The organism is Terrabacter sp. NPDC080008, from assembly GCF_040702505.1.
In the GTDB taxonomy this organism is placed as follows: domain Bacteria; phylum Actinomycetota; class Actinomycetes; order Actinomycetales; family Dermatophilaceae; genus Terrabacter.
The window spans coordinates 60,069-75,955 of the sequence record NZ_JBFBLC010000008.1 but is presented as its reverse complement, the minus strand read 5'-3'; the positions used below and the strand labels follow the sequence as shown (position 1 = coordinate 75,955).

At 73.5% G+C, this 15,887-nt stretch carries 20 protein-coding genes; all 20 read left to right on the top strand.

Translation table 11 applies throughout. The features are described from left to right. Window positions 1–78: 78 nt before the first annotated feature. The 20 genes from flgB (at window position 79) to fliQ (ending at window position 15,883) form a co-directional block, all read left to right on the top strand. Entirely contained in the window at window positions 79–420 is a 342-nt protein-coding gene (gene flgB / locus AB0316_RS19350; RefSeq protein ID WP_366274774.1) for a flagellar basal body rod protein FlgB, read from the top strand. Beyond that, window positions 420–815 (top strand): flagellar basal body rod C-terminal domain-containing protein, encoded by a 396-nt coding sequence (locus AB0316_RS19345; protein WP_366274772.1) that lies wholly within the window; start codon window positions 420–422, stop codon window positions 813–815. Before flgB ends, AB0316_RS19345 begins: the two co-directional genes overlap by 1 nt. Continuing rightward, a complete protein-coding gene (gene fliE / locus AB0316_RS19340; RefSeq protein WP_366274771.1) occupies window positions 812–1,117 on the top strand; it encodes a flagellar hook-basal body complex protein FliE in 306 nt (101 codons plus the stop codon). Before AB0316_RS19345 ends, fliE begins: the two co-directional genes overlap by 4 nt. Further along, complete coding sequence (fliF, locus tag AB0316_RS19335) at window positions 1,117–2,745, top strand: flagellar basal-body MS-ring/collar protein FliF (protein WP_366274770.1); 1,629 nt, start codon at window positions 1,117–1,119, stop codon at window positions 2,743–2,745. Before fliE ends, fliF begins: the two co-directional genes overlap by 1 nt. After that, window positions 2,742–3,785, top strand: a complete 1,044-nt coding sequence (fliG, locus tag AB0316_RS19330) for a flagellar motor switch protein FliG (RefSeq protein WP_366274769.1) — start codon at window positions 2,742–2,744, stop codon at window positions 3,783–3,785. The genes fliF and fliG overlap by 4 nt, the downstream gene beginning before the upstream one ends. Beyond that, window positions 3,775–4,377, top strand: coding sequence for a FliH/SctL family protein (locus AB0316_RS19325; RefSeq protein ID WP_366274768.1), 603 nt, complete (start codon window positions 3,775–3,777; stop codon window positions 4,375–4,377). The genes fliG and AB0316_RS19325 overlap by 11 nt, the downstream gene beginning before the upstream one ends. Beyond that, window positions 4,374–5,681, top strand: a complete 1,308-nt coding sequence (locus AB0316_RS19320) for a FliI/YscN family ATPase (RefSeq protein WP_366274767.1) — start codon at window positions 4,374–4,376, stop codon at window positions 5,679–5,681. The genes AB0316_RS19325 and AB0316_RS19320 overlap by 4 nt, the downstream gene beginning before the upstream one ends. After that, a complete protein-coding gene (locus AB0316_RS19315; RefSeq protein ID WP_366274766.1) occupies window positions 5,678–6,115 on the top strand; it encodes a flagellar export protein FliJ in 438 nt (145 codons plus the stop codon). The genes AB0316_RS19320 and AB0316_RS19315 overlap by 4 nt, the downstream gene beginning before the upstream one ends. Further along, a complete protein-coding gene (locus AB0316_RS19310; protein ID WP_366274765.1) occupies window positions 6,112–7,248 on the top strand; it encodes an NlpC/P60 family protein in 1,137 nt (378 codons plus the stop codon). Before AB0316_RS19315 ends, AB0316_RS19310 begins: the two co-directional genes overlap by 4 nt. A gap of 905 nt (window positions 7,249–8,153) precedes the next feature. Continuing rightward, entirely contained in the window at window positions 8,154–8,684 is a 531-nt protein-coding gene (locus AB0316_RS19305) for a flagellar hook-length control protein FliK (protein ID WP_366274764.1), read from the top strand. 15 nt (window positions 8,685–8,699) lie between these two features. After that, complete coding sequence (locus AB0316_RS19300) at window positions 8,700–9,116, top strand: flagellar hook capping FlgD N-terminal domain-containing protein (protein ID WP_366274763.1); 417 nt, start codon at window positions 8,700–8,702, stop codon at window positions 9,114–9,116. A 44-nt stretch (window positions 9,117–9,160) separates the two neighbouring features. After that, window positions 9,161–10,336, top strand: a complete 1,176-nt coding sequence (locus AB0316_RS19295) for a flagellar hook protein FlgE (protein WP_366274762.1) — start codon at window positions 9,161–9,163, stop codon at window positions 10,334–10,336. Between the two features lie 114 nt (window positions 10,337–10,450). Next, window positions 10,451–10,795, top strand: coding sequence for a flagellar FlbD family protein (locus AB0316_RS19290; protein ID WP_366274761.1), 345 nt, complete (start codon window positions 10,451–10,453; stop codon window positions 10,793–10,795). After that, entirely contained in the window at window positions 10,795–11,604 is an 810-nt protein-coding gene (locus AB0316_RS19285) for a MotA/TolQ/ExbB proton channel family protein (protein ID WP_366274760.1), read from the top strand. The genes AB0316_RS19290 and AB0316_RS19285 overlap by 1 nt, the downstream gene beginning before the upstream one ends. Further along, on the top strand, window positions 11,601–12,404 hold the full coding sequence (locus tag AB0316_RS19280; protein ID WP_366274758.1) for a flagellar motor protein MotB: 804 nt from the start codon (window positions 11,601–11,603) through the stop codon (window positions 12,402–12,404). Before AB0316_RS19285 ends, AB0316_RS19280 begins: the two co-directional genes overlap by 4 nt. 140 nt (window positions 12,405–12,544) lie before the next feature. Beyond that, window positions 12,545–13,507, top strand: a complete 963-nt coding sequence (locus AB0316_RS19275; RefSeq protein ID WP_366274757.1) for a flagellar motor switch protein FliM — start codon at window positions 12,545–12,547, stop codon at window positions 13,505–13,507. Next, the gene (fliN, locus tag AB0316_RS19270) at window positions 13,504–14,208 is read left to right on the top strand and encodes a flagellar motor switch protein FliN (RefSeq protein ID WP_366274756.1); all 705 of its coding nucleotides are present in this window, start codon (window positions 13,504–13,506) and stop codon (window positions 14,206–14,208) included. Before AB0316_RS19275 ends, fliN begins: the two co-directional genes overlap by 4 nt. Further along, window positions 14,209–14,754, top strand: coding sequence for a flagellar biosynthetic protein FliO (gene fliO, locus AB0316_RS19265; RefSeq protein WP_366274755.1), 546 nt, complete (start codon window positions 14,209–14,211; stop codon window positions 14,752–14,754). Continuing rightward, window positions 14,751–15,614: a flagellar type III secretion system pore protein FliP gene (gene fliP, locus AB0316_RS19260; protein WP_366274754.1), complete on the top strand. Its 864-nt coding sequence runs from the start codon at window positions 14,751–14,753 to the stop codon at window positions 15,612–15,614. The genes fliO and fliP overlap by 4 nt, the downstream gene beginning before the upstream one ends. Further along, a complete protein-coding gene (gene fliQ / locus AB0316_RS19255; RefSeq protein WP_366274752.1) occupies window positions 15,611–15,883 on the top strand; it encodes a flagellar biosynthesis protein FliQ in 273 nt (90 codons plus the stop codon). The genes fliP and fliQ overlap by 4 nt, the downstream gene beginning before the upstream one ends. Window positions 15,884–15,887: the final 4 nt, after the last annotated feature.

The window sequence follows — 15,887 nt, the reverse complement described above, 5'->3', positions numbered from 1 at the left end:
AGTCCCCGTCGAGCACGGATTGCTCGCTGCATCAGGCCACGGATCGGCCGCCTCCCTCGCACGACCTGCAGGAGAACCGTGCTCGAATCCGTGACGTCCGCCGCGCTCACGAGTGCCCTCGACGGCCTCACCCAACGTCAGCGCGCCATCGCGGACAACATCGCCAACGTCAACACGCCCAACTACCACGCGCAGCGCGTCCAGTTCGAGCAGGCGCTCGCCGCGTCGGTGGAGTCCGGCGACGGCCGCGCGGCCTCGACGACGTCGCTCTCCGCCGAGCCGACGCGGACGAACGGCAACAACGTCAACCTCGACACCGAGACCCTGTCGAACATCGACACGGTGCTGCGCTTCCAGTTCGCGAGCCAGGCGATCAGCGCCCAGTTCGCCGGGGTGCGCGCCGCGCTGAGGACGAGCTGATGACCTTCGACGCGATCGGCATCGCCGGCACCTCCCTCACCGTGCACCGCAAATGGCTCGACGCCGTGGCGGACAACCTCGCCAACATCAACACGGCCGCGCCCACGAGCGGCCCGGCGTTCCAGGCCAGGTTCGTCGAGGCGCAGGCCGGCGCGGGCACCTCCGGTGTCTACGTGAAGGGGATCCGCGAGGGCGACGCCACCGGGCGCCTCGTCTACGAGCCGGACAACCCCATCGCCGACGCGGAGGGCTACGTGCGCTACCCCGACATCGACATGGGGGAGCAGATGGGCTCGCTCATCATGGCCCAGCGCGGCTACCAGGCCAACGCGCAGGTCGTCGACCGCGCCCGCTCGATGTACGAGGCGGCGCTCCAGATCGGAAGGCCGTCATGAGCATCACCCCGATCAACCCCATCGGCCCCGTCGGGCCGGTCCTCTCCACCGTGGCCCCCGCGCCCGCTGCGGGGGCCACCGGCAGTGGCTTCGCCTCGTCGCTCGCCGGTGCGGTCGACGACCTGCAGCAGCTCCAGTCGACGTCGAACCAGCTGGCGGTCCAGGCGGTCACCGGCAGCCTCGATGACGTGCACACGGCGACGCTGGCCGCCACGCGCGCCCAGGTGACCCTCGAGGTCGCGGCGGCGATCCGCAACAAGGGTGTCGACGCCTTCAACGAGATCATGAGGATGCAGGCCTGATGCCCCCGTTCGTGACGTCCGCGGCCTCGCGTCTCGGCGCGACCGTCAAGGGTTTCACCGCCGGCCAGCGCACCGTCGCCGCGATCGGCGTGGCCGTGCTCGTGCTCGGCGTGGTCGCGCTCACCAGCTGGCTGAGCCGGCCGAGCTACACCCCGCTGTTCAGCGGGCTGTCCGGGGCCGACGCCAGCGCCGTCGTGCAGCAGCTCGGCAAGGACGGCGTGTCCTACCAGCTGAGCGACGGTGGCTCCACGGTGCTGGTGCCGCAGGAGAGCGTCTACGACGAGCGGCTCAAGGCGGCCGCTGCTGGACTGCCGGCCGCACCGGCCTCCGGTTACTCGCTGCTCGACAAGATGGGGGTCACCTCCTCGGAGTTCCAGCAGAACGTCACGTACAAGCGGGCGATCGAGGGTGAGCTCGGGACGACAATCTCGCACCTGCAGGGCGTGCAGACCGCGACCGTGCAGCTCGCCATCCCGGAGAAGACCGTGTTCACGTCCGAGAAGGTCGACCCGACCGCCTCGGTGTTCGTGCAGACCCTGCCGGGCCAGACCCTGTCGCCCGACCAGGTGGACGCCATCGTGCACCTCACCTCGGCCGCCGTGCCCGACCTCAAGGCCTCGAACGTCTCGGTCGTCGACGCGACGGGCGCCGTGCTGTCGGCGGTCGGCCTCGGCACGGGGGGCTCCGGGGCCAAGCAGGCCAGCGAGTACCAGCAGCGCACCCAGGCCTCCGTCCAGGCGGTGCTCGACAAGGTGCTCGGCCCCGGCAACGCCACCGTCGCCGTCACCCCGGAGCTCGACACGAACTCGGCCCAGCAGACCTCCGAGACCTTCGCCGGCGTGAAGAACGCACCCCCGCTCAGCCAGTCGACCACGACGGAGAAGTACCGCGGGACCGGCGGCTCCAACATGTCCGGAGTGCTCGGCCCCGACAACATCGCGGTGCCCGGCGGCGCCGGCGGCAACGGCACCTACGACTCCACCAAGGACACCCGGGACAACGCCGTCAACAAGGTCACCGAGGAGCGCACGATCCCCGCCGGCAACCTCAAGCGCCAGTCGGTGTCCGTCGCGGTCAGCGCAGCGGCCGCCCGCAACCTCAATGTCCAGAACCTCACAAACCTCGTGTCGGCGGCGGCCGGCATCGACGCCAAGCGCGGCGACGTGCTCTCCATGCAGGTGATGCCCTTCAGCACCGCGGCGGCCGACCAGGCCAAGGCCGCGCTCGCGGCGCAGCAGGCACAGGACGCGGCGCGCGCCAGCCAGCAGCTGGTCACCACCCTCGTCTGGGCCGGCGTGCTGGTCCTCCTCGCCGTCCTCGGCCTGATCCTCTGGCTGCGCGCCCGGCGCCGGGCCGAGCGTGAGCCCGTCGACCTCGACGGTGAGCTGCTCGACGACGACCTGCGGGCCATCGAGTCCGGCCAGCCGGACGTGGCCGACCCGACCATGGTGCTGCCGGTCCTGAAGGTGACGCCCGAGCCTCCGGTCGTGCCCGAGCTGCCGGGGCCGAGCGAGGAGGTGCTCGACGCCGAGCGCCGCCGCGCCCAGGTCAACCAGCTGGGGGCGTCCGAGCCGCTCAAGACGGCCGAGCTGCTGCGGGCCCTCATGGACGAGCGGCAGCCGGTATGACCCTCGCCCCGAGCCCGGTGCTGGCCACCTCCAAGCACCTGACCGGCACCCAGAAGGTCGCCATCGTGCTCATGCAGATGAGCACCGAGAGCGCCGCTGCGGTCATGGGCCACTTCAGCGACGCCGAGGCCGAGGACATCGCCGCCGAGATCGTGCGCCTCAGCCGGGTCGACCCGGCGGTGTCGGAGGAGGTCATCGCCGAGTTCCACGGGCTGGCCGTGTCCGGGCGCCGGGCGACCCTCGGAGGACGCGACTTCGCGGCCGGTCTGCTCGAGTCGTCGTTCGGCCCCAACCGCGCCGCCGGGGTCATGGATCGCCTGGCCTCCACCATGGCGGGCAAGTCCTACGACTTCCTCGACAGCGTGGACCCCTCGCAGCTGCTGAGCCTCCTCGACGGCGAGCTGCCCGAGACGATCGCGCTGGTGCTGGCGCACCTGAGGCCCGAGCAGGCGTCCAACGTCATCGCCGGGCTCGGGACGGCACGCGCCGCGGACGTCGCCCACGCCGTCGCGACGATGGGCACCCCCACGCCCGAGGCGGTCCGGGTCGTCGCTGACAACCTTCGGGCCCGCACCGGCGCGGCCGTGTCGGCAGGGCCGCGCCAACAGCGGGCCCTCGGCGGCATCCAGCCCCTCGTCGACATCATCAACCGCTCCGACGCCGCCACCGAGCGCGCCGTCCTCGAGGCGCTGGCCCAGCGCGACCCGGTCCTGGCGGAGGAGGTGCGCTCGAAGATGCTCACCTTCGCCGACATCGTCAAGCTCGAGCGCAAGGACGTGCAGCTCGTCCTGCGCGGGCTGGACGCGGCGGTGCTGGCGCGGGCCATGAAGGGCGCCCCGCAGCCGGTGCACGACACCATCGTCGGCAACATCTCGGACCGCATCCGGGAGATCCTCGAGTCCGAGCTCGCGGCGCTCGGGCCGGTGCGCGCCTCGGAGGTCGAGGAGGCGCGCGCCGACATCGTGCGGTCGATCCGCGACCTCGAGGAGGCCGGCACCATCACGCTGCGCCGTGCCGAGGAGGACGACCTTGTCTACTGACACGTGGTCGCCCACGCTGCAGCCGGTCGTCTTCCCGGCCGTCGACCCGGGAGGCGAGTCCGAGGGCTGGACGCGCGGCCACGCCGCCGGGTATGCCGCCGGGCTGCGTCGCGCCGCCGAGGAGCTGGCCGTGTGCCGGGCCGAGCTCACCGCCGAGCACGCGGCCGTCGTCGCGGCCGAGCGGGCCCGGGGCGACCGCGCCGTCGCCGCCCTGGAGGCCGCCGCTCGGGCCTTGGAGGCGCGCACGGCGCCGGTGCTCGACGGCGCCGACCGCGAGATCCTCGCTGCAGCGCTCTCCATCGCCGAGGCCGTCCTCGGGTGCGAGCTGTCGGACGCGCCCCACGCCGCCCGCGCGGCCCTCTCCCGGGGGCTCTCCGAACCGGACGCCGACGCCGTGTTGCGGGTGCGCCTGAACCCGGAAGACTTTGGCCTGCTTGCCGACTCGGTCACCGCGTCGCGGGTCGAGCTGGTGGCCGACCACGGCCTGGCGCGCGGTGACGCCGTCGCGGTCTACCCCGAGGGCGAGCTCGACGCGCGGATCGGCTCCGCCCTCGCGCGCGCCCGGTCGGCCCTCACGCGGACGTCGCCGTGAGGGGTCTCGCCGAGGTCGTCGCCGCCGCGTCGCCCGAGCGCGTCGGCACGGTGACGGCCGTCCGCGGGCTGGCCCTCGAGGTGGCCGGGCTGCCGTGCGCCGTCGGCGACCACCTCGAGGTCGCGGCCGACGGCGTCGGTGCGACCCGCGCCGAGGTGGTGGCCTCGGCCCGCGGTGTCCTGACCTGTATGCCGCTCGGTCCGCTCGCGGGGATGCGCGTCGGCCAGCCGGCGCGGGCAGTGCGCGGCGGCCACCGGGTGCCCACCGGTCCTGCCCTGCTCGGCCGGGTCCTCGACGCGCTCGGGCGCCCCATCGACGGGCGCGGACCGCTCGTCGCGCCCATGGTGGCCTCCTCCGAACGCGCCCCCGCCGCCATGGAACGCGCGCGGATCCACACCCCCCTGCCCACCGGCATACGGGCGCTCGACACCCTCGTCACCCTCGGCCGCGGCCAGCGCATCGGGCTCTTCGCCGGCTCGGGCGTCGGCAAGTCGTCGCTGCTGTCGATGATCGCGCGCGGGAGCGAGGCGCAGGTGTGCGTCATCGCGCTCGTCGGCGAGCGCGGCCGCGAGGTCAGGGAGTTCCTCGAGGACGACCTCGGGCCGGAGGGGCTGGCCCGCTCCGTCGTCGTCGTGGCCACCTCCGACGAGCCGGCACTGGTGCGGCTCCGCGCCGCCGACACCGCCACGAGCATCGCCGAGTCCTTCCGCGCCGAGGGCGCGCACGCTCTGCTGATGATGGACTCGCTGACGCGAGTGGCCATGGCGCAGAGGGAGATCGGGCTGTCGGCGGGGGAGGCACCGGCGACCCGTGGCTACCCGCCGTCGGCCTTCGCGGTCCTCGCGCGGCTGCTCGAGCGCGCCGGCACCGCCCGCACCGGCTCCGTCACCGGGATCTACACGGTGCTCGTGGACGGCGACGACCACAACGAGCCGGTGGCCGACACCGCCCGCTCGATCCTCGACGGGCACGTCGTCCTCGACCGCAAGCTCGCCGTCGTGGGGCACTACCCGCCGATCGACGTGCTCGGCTCCATCTCGCGCGTCGCCACGAAGGTCAACCCGCGGGAGCGCACCGCGGCAGCCACCGACCTGCGCCGGGTGCTCGCGGCCCGCAGGAGCGCCCAGGACCTCATCGACGTCGGCGCCTACACGCGCGGGGCCAACCCGCTCGTCGACGCGGCCCTGGACCACGCGACGCCGATCGAGGTGTTCCTCACCCAGGGCCTCGACGAGCGCTCGACCGCCGAGGACGCCTGGGCGGCCCTCACCCGACTGACCACGAACCTCGGGGTGTCACGATGACCGTTCCCTTCTCCCTCGCCGGGCTGCTCCGGCTGCGCCGGCTCGAGGAGGACCAGGCAGCAGCCGTGTTCGGCGCCGCCGTCACCCGGCACGCCGGCTTCACCGCACGCACCGAACGTGCCCTCAGCGAGCTCGACCGCCTGCCGGCGGAGGTCGACGGCCTGGCCGTGCTGCACACCGCAGCCGCCGCTCGCGCGGCGTCGAGCGCGATGCTCTCCGAGCTGCGCGCGCTGTCCGATGCCGCGGCAGCCCAGCGCGACGCGGCCGAGCGGGACCTCGGGGCGGCCCGCGCCCGCACGCTCGGGCTCGAGAAGCTCGAGGCCCGGCACGGGGCCAGCGTGCAGGCGGCCGAGCTGGCCGCGGAGCAGGTCGTCCTCGACGAGCTCGGGTCGACGGCGCGTATGCGCTCGGCGGGGCGGGTGACGGGCGAGTGACCTTCACCGAGTCGCTGGGCCGCATCCAGCAGATCCAGTCGACGCTGACCCAGTTCGACCCGGCGGTGGCGGCGCCACGCACCGCGCCCGCCGGCGCGCAGCGCGGCAGCGCCATCGGGGCGGCCGGCTCGACCACCTTCGCCGACACGCTGGCCTCGGTCCTCGGGCCGGAGGCAGCGTCCGGACTGGGCGCGTCCGCCGGAGTCGGTGGCGTCGACCGCGCGCAGCCACCGGCCGGTGGGGTCACCGGCGAGGCCGTCGCGGCGGCCGCGAAGCGCTACGTCGGGGTGCCCTACGTGTGGGGCGGCACCGACCCGGCCAAGGGGATGGACTGCTCCGGCTTCGTCCAGCGCGTCTACGGCGACCTCGGCATCGACCTGCCCCGCGTCGTCGGCGACCAGATGAAGCGGGGCACCGAGGTGCCGTCGCTGGCCCAGGCCCGGCCCGGGGACCTGCTGGTGAGCCACGGCCACAACCACATCGCGATCTACCTGGGTGACGGCAAGGCGATCGACGCGCCGATGCCGGGCAAGACCATCCAGGTGCGCGACGCGTGGGAGGCCCGCGGCAACCTCACGACGATCCGGCGCATCGTGCCGCAGGCACCGCCGAACCCGTCGGGTTCGGGTGCTCTCTCGCGCCTGTCGGTTCCCTCGGCGACCGCCTCCGGTCCTGCCACGGCCGCCCTCGACGCGACGCAGCGGCACTACGCGCGGGTCATCGTCGACGAGGTCCGTGCCCGGGGGCTTCCCGCGCAGGCGGCCGTCGACGCGATCTCCACGGCTCTGCAGGAGTCGTCGCTGCGGATGTACTGGAACCCCAAGGTCCCCGGCTCCCAGGCCCTCGCGCCGGACCCGTCCGCGCGCGGCACGGACGGCCACTCCGTCGGTCTCTTCCAGCAGCAGGTGGACGGCTCCCGCTTCTCGTGGGGGACCGTCTCCGACGCCATGGACCCCCGCACCTCGACCCGGATGTTCCTCGACCGCCTCACCGCGCTTCCCGGTTGGGAGTCGATGCCCGTGGCGGCTGCCGACCAGGCCGTCCAGCGCTCGGCCTATCCCACGGCCTACGCGAAGTGGGAGTCGACGGCGCGACAGATCGTGTCCGAGCTCTACGGGGCAGGTGTCCGGTGAGCGCGCCTGCCGTCCCGGGCCTCGCTGGGCCCGCTCTGCTCGCCCCCGCCCCGTCGGGACCGGCTGCGACCGGTCCTACGGGTGGCGGCGGTGCCTTCGAGTCGGCGCTCGCCCTTCTCCTCTCCACCGGCGCGCAGCCGACCGGCGCCGGGTCCGCGGAGCGCGGTTCCACGACGCCACCGGGCGTCGCACGGTTGGTCGTCGCGAGCGCCGCCGGCTCGGACACGGCGCTCACGGATGTGATCTCCACGGGCCCCGGTGCGCCGGCGACCGTGGTACCTGGCGCCGACGACGATCACGCCGACCGCTTGGGGTTCGACACGAACGTGTCTGTGGCACAGGGGTGTCCGGCACAGGGGTGTCCGACACCTGCCGCGACCGTCGCGCTTGCGGCCGCCGTCGCGTCGGTGCACCCCGTCCCGGCGCAGCCGGCCTCGTCGACGCCCGCCCCCGCGACCGGGCCCGCGGCCTGCATGAGTGTGACGGCCGCGGTCGCCTCGGGTGCGCCGGCCGTCGCGACCATCCTCGGCGCCACGGTCGCCGCTGCCGAGCCGTCGTCCCCGACTGCCGCCGGTCCGGCCGGTCCCGTCTTGCCAAGGGCGAGCGCGTCGGGCCTCGTGCCCGGGGCCGCACCTCGGATCCCCGGTCCCTCCGCGGCCGCGGCGCCGTCGGTCGCGCAGGCCCCCGTGGCGCCCCTCCTCGCCCCGGCCGCAGTCGCGGCCGTCCCCGCACCTGCTGCCGGTGGGGACGGTCGGGGGGCGGCTGTCGCGACTGCCGTACCTCCGGCCCCGGGAGCCGGCGCCGCCGCGCCGGGCGGTCTTGCAGCCACGAGCATCGCGTCACCCCGGGCAGGCGCGCCCGCGCAACCTGCGGTGCAGGAGCCGGGAGCGCAGGCGGTGCCCACGATGGCGTCGCCGGTCGTCACCCAGGTCACCACACCGCATACGGCATCGGCGCCCGCCCCGGCCTCCCCGCCCCTTCCGCAGCAGCTGGGCGCGCCGGTGCTGCGTCTCGCCACCGGCGCGGCGGGCGAGCACGTGCTCACCGTGCACGTCGCTCCCGATCACCTCGGACCGGTCACGGTCCAGGCCCGCATCGACGCCGGTGGGGTGCGCATCGAGCTGTTCAGCCCCACCGAGGCCGGACGTGCCGCCGTGCACGCCGCCCTTCCGGAGCTGCGGCGCGACCTCGCAGGCGCGGGACTCGGGGCCAGCCTCGACCTCTCGCACCGGGATGCCCCCGCCGGCCAGCCCGCCACCGCGGACCCCGGCAGCCAGGGCGGCCAGGGCGGAGCGCTCGCGGGCCAGCGCGAGGGCTCACGGGCTCCCGAGGCGCCGACCCGGTCGACTGCCGGCGCCCACCCGCAGGCCTCGACACCCTCCCCGCACCAGCCGCTTCCATCCACGTCCCAGGTCGTCCTGGACGTCCTCGCCTGAGCCACAAGGAGATCCATGACCACCACCCCGATCGCACCCGTCGGCGCGACGAGCATCACCTCGACCGCGCCGACCCGGGTGCCCAAGCAGGCGATGGACTCGACCGTCTTCATGGACCTGCTCGTGACGCAGCTGAAGAACCAGGACCCCAGCTCGCCGATGGACACCAACGCCATGATCGGCCAGACCACGCAGCTGGCGGTCATGGAGAAGCTGAGCCAGATGGCCTCCGACAGCACGCAGGGGCTGCACGCCCAGCAGCGCGCCGCCGCAGCCGCCCTCATCGGCCGCACGGTCACCTGGGTCGACGCCGCCGGCACCTCCTCGACGGGCACGGCGACCGGCGTCTCCTTCACCGGCACCAGCCCCTCGGTCACCGTCGGCTCCGCCTCCGTACCCCTCGACTCGATCACCGGGGTCACCGGCAGCTGACGCCGGCCCCCGCCACCCGACCACCCACCTCGAAAGGCCGTCCCATGCTCCGCTCGCTCTACTCCGGCATCTCGGGCCTGCGCGCCCACCAGACCATGCTCGACGTGACCGGCAACAACATCGCCAACGTCAACACCACCGGCTTCAAGGGCTCCTCGACCGAGTTCCAGGACACCCTGTCGCAGCTGACCCAGGGCGCCGCCGGGCCGCAGGCCGCCACCGGCGGCACCAACCCCGCGCAGATCGGCCTCGGCGTGCGCGTCGCAGCCGTGACGACGTCGTTCACGCAGGGCTCGGCCCAGACCACGGGCAAGGCCACCGACATGATGATCTCGGGTGACGGCTTCTTCATGACCGACCGCGGGGGCCAGCAGTACTTCACCCGAGCCGGAGCCTTCGGCCTCGACGCGGCCGGCCACCTGGTCGGCCCCGACGGCGGCATCCTCCAGGGCTGGATGGCCGACGCGACGGGCCGGGTCAACACCGGCGCCCCGACCACCGGCCTGGTGCTGTCCCCGACGGCGATGATCCCCGCCCGCGCCACCACCGGCGTCGACGTGGGCGGCAACCTCCCGTCGGACGCCGCGGCCGGCACCACCCTGCAGCGCGACATCCAGGTCTACGACGGCAACGGCGTGGCTCGCACGCTGTCGCTGTCCTTCACCCGCTCCGCCACGGGCTGGAACGTCGCTGGGACCGACGCGTCGGGCGCCACGGGCACCGGCTCGCTCGCCTTCACCAACGGCACCCAGGCCACTCCCGGGTCGCTCACCGTCGGCGGCATCACCGTCGCGCTCGGCACCGTCACCGGCTACGCCGGCAGCAGCACCGTCGCGGCCACGGGCCAGAACGGCTACGAGGCCGGCACGCTCGAGGCGTTCAGCGTCGGCGCCGACGGCTCGCTCGTCGGGTCGTTCAGCAACGGCGTCCGCCAGGCCGTCGGCCGGGTCGCGCTGGCCCGTTTCACCAACCCCGCCGGCCTCGAGAAGGCGGGGGAGTCGTCCTACACGAGCACCGCCAACTCCGGTACCGCGCAGGTGGGCCAGGCCGGCGACGCCGGGTTCGGTGCCCTGATGGGTGGCGCGCTCGAGATGAGCAACGTCGACCTCTCCCAGGAGTTCACCAACCTCATCGTGGCGCAGCGCGGCTTCCAGGCGAACGCGCGCATCATCACGACCTCCGACCAGGTGCTCCAGGAGCTCGTCGACCTCAAGCGCTGACCCGGCGTCGCGGGGTGACGTCTGCGGGCCGGCTGCCTAACGCGGGCAGCCGGCCTGCCGATAGTCGGGGTCGGAGGCAGTGAGCAGCGCCGCCCCCCTGACAGGAACGGCCCCATGATCGCAGTCACGCGCCTGAACGGGTCGCGCTTCGCGGTGAACCCCGACCTCATCGAGCGCGTCCAGGAGAACCCCGACACCACGCTCGTCATGGTCGGCGGCACCACCTACGTCGTGCGCGAGAGCCTGACCGAGGTCATCACACTCATCGCCGACTTCCGGGCGCTCGTGCTCGCCACCGCGCAGTCGTACGCGGAGGGCGAGGCTCGCCGGCTCACCGTCGTCCCCGGGGAGCTCGACACGCCGGCATCGCCGACGCCCCTGCGCCCCACCGAACGCCAGACCGAGCGCCAGACCGACCGGCAGCCCGAGCAGCAGACCGAGCGGCAAGGAGCGCCCTGATGGATCCCTCACTCGTCATCGGACTCGTCCTCGCGTTCGGCTCCGTCGTCGCCATCGTCAGCCTCGAGGGCGCGAGCATCGGGGCGCTGCTGCTGCCGCCGCCGATGATCCTCGTGTTCGGTGCGACCATCGCGGTCGGCATCGCCGGCAACACGCTCAAGGACACGCTGCGCGCGTTCAAGGCGGTGCCGAAGGCCTTCACCAGCAAGGCCCCCGCCCCGCAGCAGAGCATCGAGCAGATCATCGCCCTGGCCGAGAAGGCGCGCGCCGACGGGCTGCTCGCGCTCGAGGCGGAGGCGTCGGAGACCAAGGACACCTTCCTCGCGCAGGCGCTGCAGAACGTCGCCGACGGGACCGACCCCGAGGAGCTGCGCATCCTCATGGAGGACCAGATCGGCACCCGGGCCCGCAGCGACCACGCCGACTCGAAGTTCTTCGCCGCGCTCGGCGGCTACGCGCCGACCATGGGCATCGTCGGGACCGTCGTGTCGCTGACGCACGTCCTCGAGAACCTCTCCGACCCGAGCACGCTCGGCCCGATGATCGCGAGCGCGTTCGTCGCGACCCTGTGGGGCCTGCTGTCGGCCAACTTCATCTGGCTGCCGCTCTCCTCGCGCATCGCGCGGCTGTCGGAGCTGGAGATCGAGCGCATGACCCTCGTCATGGAGGGGGTGCTGGCGGTCCAGAGCGGCGCCCAGCCGCTGCTCCTCGCAGAGCGCCTCCGGGCGATGGTCCCGGAGCGCGGCGGCAAGGGCGGGTCGTCGAAGGGCCGGTCCACGTCCGGGGAGAGCGTCGGGGAGGCGGCGTGAGCCGCCGCCGGACCACGCGCAAGCCACCGGAGCCGTTCCACGTCGACGAGCGCTGGGCCGTGTCCTACATGGACATGATCACGGTGCTCTTCTGCCTCTTCGTCGTCCTCTTCGCCATGTCCACGGTGGACCAGGAGCGGTTCGAGAAACTGCGCAACTCGCTCGCCACCGGCTTCGGCACGAAGGTCTCGCAGCGCATCGACACCGCCCAGGGCACGGTCGTGCCTCCCGCCCTGGCCAAGAAGGACTCGGAGGGCTTCGCCGACCTCGCGCTCGCGATCAAGGAGGTCGACCGCTTCGCCGCCATCCAGAAGCGGATGAGCGACCGGCTGAGCGCCCAGGGCCTGCAGAAGGACGTGCAGTTCCACATCGACCAGCGCGGCCTGACGGTGCGGCTGGTCGGCTCGCAGACCTTCTTCAGCCCGGACAGCTCGGCGCTGACCCCGCGCGCCAACCGGGTCCTCGAGGCCATCACCCCGGTCATCGTGTCGACCGGCCTGCAGGCCTCGGTCGAGGGGCACGCGGCCAACCTGAAGACGAACTACCCGTCCGTGTGGGAGCTGTCGGCCGAGCGCGCGACGAAGGTGCTGCGCGCCATGGTCGAGCGCGGCCACATGCCGGGGGCGCGCATCGGTGCCACCGGCTACGGGTCCTCCCGTCCGGCCAGCCGGGGGACGACCGACGCCGACTACCGCCAGAACCGTCGCGTCGACGTCGTCGTCCTGTCGGATCAGGCGGAGCAGGTCCGTGCCCTCATCCCTGAGGCGCTCAAGGCGCGCGTCACGCCCACCCGGTCCTGACGGCACGGCGGCGCCCGGGCCACCCGGCGGCATACGCCAGCGGTGGCCGTTGCACCGAGCGGCCCCAGCGCGCCCCAGCGACAGCACCCGAAGGTCAGAGCACCCTTACCGGTGCCGGACACCTGCCGATAGTGCCGCCCGTGACCATCCATGCCGTGGGCGAGCCCGCACGCCGGACCGCGGAGCCCTACGACTTCCGCCGGCCGACGACGCTCGCGCGCGAGCACAGCCGCGTCCTCGAGGCCGCCTTCGACTCCTTCGCCCGCCAGTGGGGCACCCAGCTGACCGCCAAGGTGCGCACGAAGTCGACGGCCACGACCGAGTCGGTCATCGTGCAGACCTACGACGAGTATGTCGCCTCCCTGCCGACGGTCACCTGCATGGTCCGCTGCGTCGTCGGTGACACCGCGGCCAAGATGGTCGTGCAGTTCCCGACGCCGGTGGCCCTCGGCTGGGTGGCGCGGATGCTGGGCGGCGCCTCCGACAAGCCGGGGCTCGAGCGCAAGCTGACCCCGATCGAGCACGCCCTCGTCAAGGCGCTCGTCGAGGAGGCGCTGGACGTCCTCGCGTACTCCCTCGGGCCGCTGCTGCCCGCCGAGGCGCGCGTCGAGTCGATCCAGTACAACTCGCAGTTCACCCAGGCGGCGGCACCGTCGGACCTCATGGTCGTCGTGACGTGCGGCGTGCAGGTCGGTGAGACGACCTCGGCGGTGACCTTCGCGGTCCCGGCAGACACGCTGCTGCCGCAGCTCGGCGCCGTCAACCCGGTCGCCAGCAGCGAGAACGCCCCGGAGCTGACCCGCGAGCAGGTGGCCCTGGTGCCCGTCGAGGTGGCCGTACGCCTCGCGTCCCTGGCCGTGACGCCGGCCCAGGTGCTCGACCTCGCCGTCGGGGACACCCTCCCCCTGCCGCACCACGCCCGCGAGGCGTTCCACGTCACGGTCGGCGGGCAGGACCACGCCCGCGCCATGGTGGTGCGCTCCGGCTCGCGGGCCGCGGCCCGGATCGTCTCCGTGCTGCCGTCCGCGACGCACCCCCAGGGCGTTGACGACGCCCCTGCCGAACCCGACGCCCCCGCCCCCACCCAGGAGTACCGACCGTGAGCACCGCAACCCTGGCCACCGCCGCCGAGCACCTCGTCGCGTCCCTGCCCGTCCCCGGCCTGCGCGTGCTCGGCGAGGTCGGGGCAGAGGCCGTCGTCGGACCCGCGGACGCCGTCGTCGTGTCCGCCTCGCTCGTCGGGCCCCAGCCGGCCGACCTCGTCCTCGTCGTGCTAGATGCCCGATTCGTCGCGGAGGCCGGTGGCGGGCCGGACGCGTCCGCGACGGTCGTGCTGCGGCCGGCCTTCGAGCGGGCTGCGGCAGTGCTCGGTGACGGCGTCGTCTCCGAGCTCGCGGACGGCGACGGCACCGGCCTGCTGTCCGACCCGCAGGATGCGGCCTTCTTCGAGATCTCCGACGGCACGGCGCCGTTCGGCTGGCTCGCGGTCCGGCGTGCCCCGACCGGCGCGACCGGGGTGCGGGGACCGCTGCCGGGGGCCGGCTCGGCGTTCGACGGCCGGCTGCGCCGGATCCAGGACGTCGAGATGGCCCTGACGGTCGAGATCGGGCGCACCCGGATGAGCATCCGCGAGGCCCTGTCGCTCGAGCCGGGCGCCGTCGTCGAGCTCGACCGCTCGGCCGGCGCACCCGTCGACGTGCTGCTCAACGGCCGGCGGATCGCCCTCGGCGAGGTCGTCGTCGTCGACCAGGACTACGCGGTCCGGATCTCGCGGATCCTCGACACCGCCGACGGCCGGCCCTGAATGGACTCGCTCCTGCTCGGGTTGCGCGTCGTCGTCTCCCTGGCCGCCGTCTTCGGCCTGATGTGGCTCGTGCAGCGCAAGCTGCGCGGCACGGGCGCGGCCCTGCGCACCCGGGTGCTCAACGTCGTCGCGCGCCAGAACGTCGGGCCCAAGGCCTCGGTGGTGCTCGTCGACACCGACGGCAAGCGCTTCCTGCTCGGAGTGACCGAGCACGGCATCTCCGTCCTGCACACCTCGGACGCGCCCGCGCCGACGATCCCGGATCCGCACCACGACGCGGTGGCGGGCGACGGGGCGCTCACCACCCCGGCGACGCGGCGCTCGCTGCGACACGCCTCCTTCGAGAGCGAGCTCGAGCGACAGCGCCACGACGTCCTCGACGGCCTTCCCACGGCCGAGGACCTGTCACGCTCCGCGCACGCGGCGCGGGACACGCGCGCCACCCGTGCTGGTCGCGCGGGCCGCCCGGCAGGCACAGGCTCGGTCCTGGATCCGGGCACCTGGCGGCTCGCGGCCGAGGCGCTGCGCTCCGGTCGGCGCCCGTGACCTCGCTCGTTCCCGCTGCGCGTCGCCCGGTCGCGTCTCGCCCGGTCGCTCGCCGCCTGCTCGTTCTGGCCGCCCTGGCGCTCGTCGTCGCGGGGGTGCTGCTCGTCTGGGCCGCCTCCGCCGGTCACGCGGCGACGCTGCCGATGGCGCCGAAGCCGACCCCGTCGCCGACGGGGCCCGGCGACGGCGGGATCGAGCTGAAGATCAACACCCCCGACAACGCGCCGTCCTCCGCCGTCGTCACCCTCATCGGGATCACGCTGCTGTCGGTGGCGCCGGCGCTGCTGCTGATGATGACCTCGTTCACCAAGATCTTCGTGGTGCTGGCGATGACGCGCAACGCACTCGGCCTCGCGTCGGTCCCGCCGAACCAGGTGCTCGCGGGACTGACGCTCTTCCTGTCGCTCTTCATCATGTGGCCGGTGCTGACGCACGTGAACACCGCCGCGGTGCAGCCCTATCTGACCGGCCACCTCGACTTCAGCGCCGCCCTCGCCGCGGGCGCCAAGCCGCTCTCGGGCTTCATGCTCGCCCACACGCGGCAGGAGGACATCGCCCTGATGACGCGGGCGGCCGGCATCCCCAACCCGGCCACGCCGGCGGCGACCCCGCTGCAGACGCTCATCCCGGCGTTCATGATCTCCGAGCTGCGGGCCGCCTTCATCATCGGTTTCGTCATCTTCATCCCGTTCCTCGTCATCGACCTCGTCGTCTCCTCGGCGCTGATGTCGATGGGCATGATGATGCTGCCGCCCGTCATGGTGTCGCTCCCGTTCAAGGTGCTGCTCTTCATCCTCGTGGACGGGTGGGGCCTGATCATCACGTCGCTGGTGCAGAGCTACGCCGGGGGCTCGACGTGAACGCCGCGGCCGTCCTCGACATCCTCGTCCAGGCCCTCGCCGCCGCCGCGAAGCTGTCCGCGCCGGTGCTCGTCACCTCGCTGGTCGTCGGGCTCGGCGTCTCTCTCGTGCAGTCGATCACCCAGCTGCAGGAGGTGACGCTCTCGTTCGTGCCCAAGGCGGTCGCGGTCGCGATCGCCCTCGCGGTCTCGGGCCAGTGGATGATCGCCGAGATGGTGTCGTTCACCCACGACCTGTTCGCGCGCCTGCCCAGCCTCCTCGGGACCTGAACCG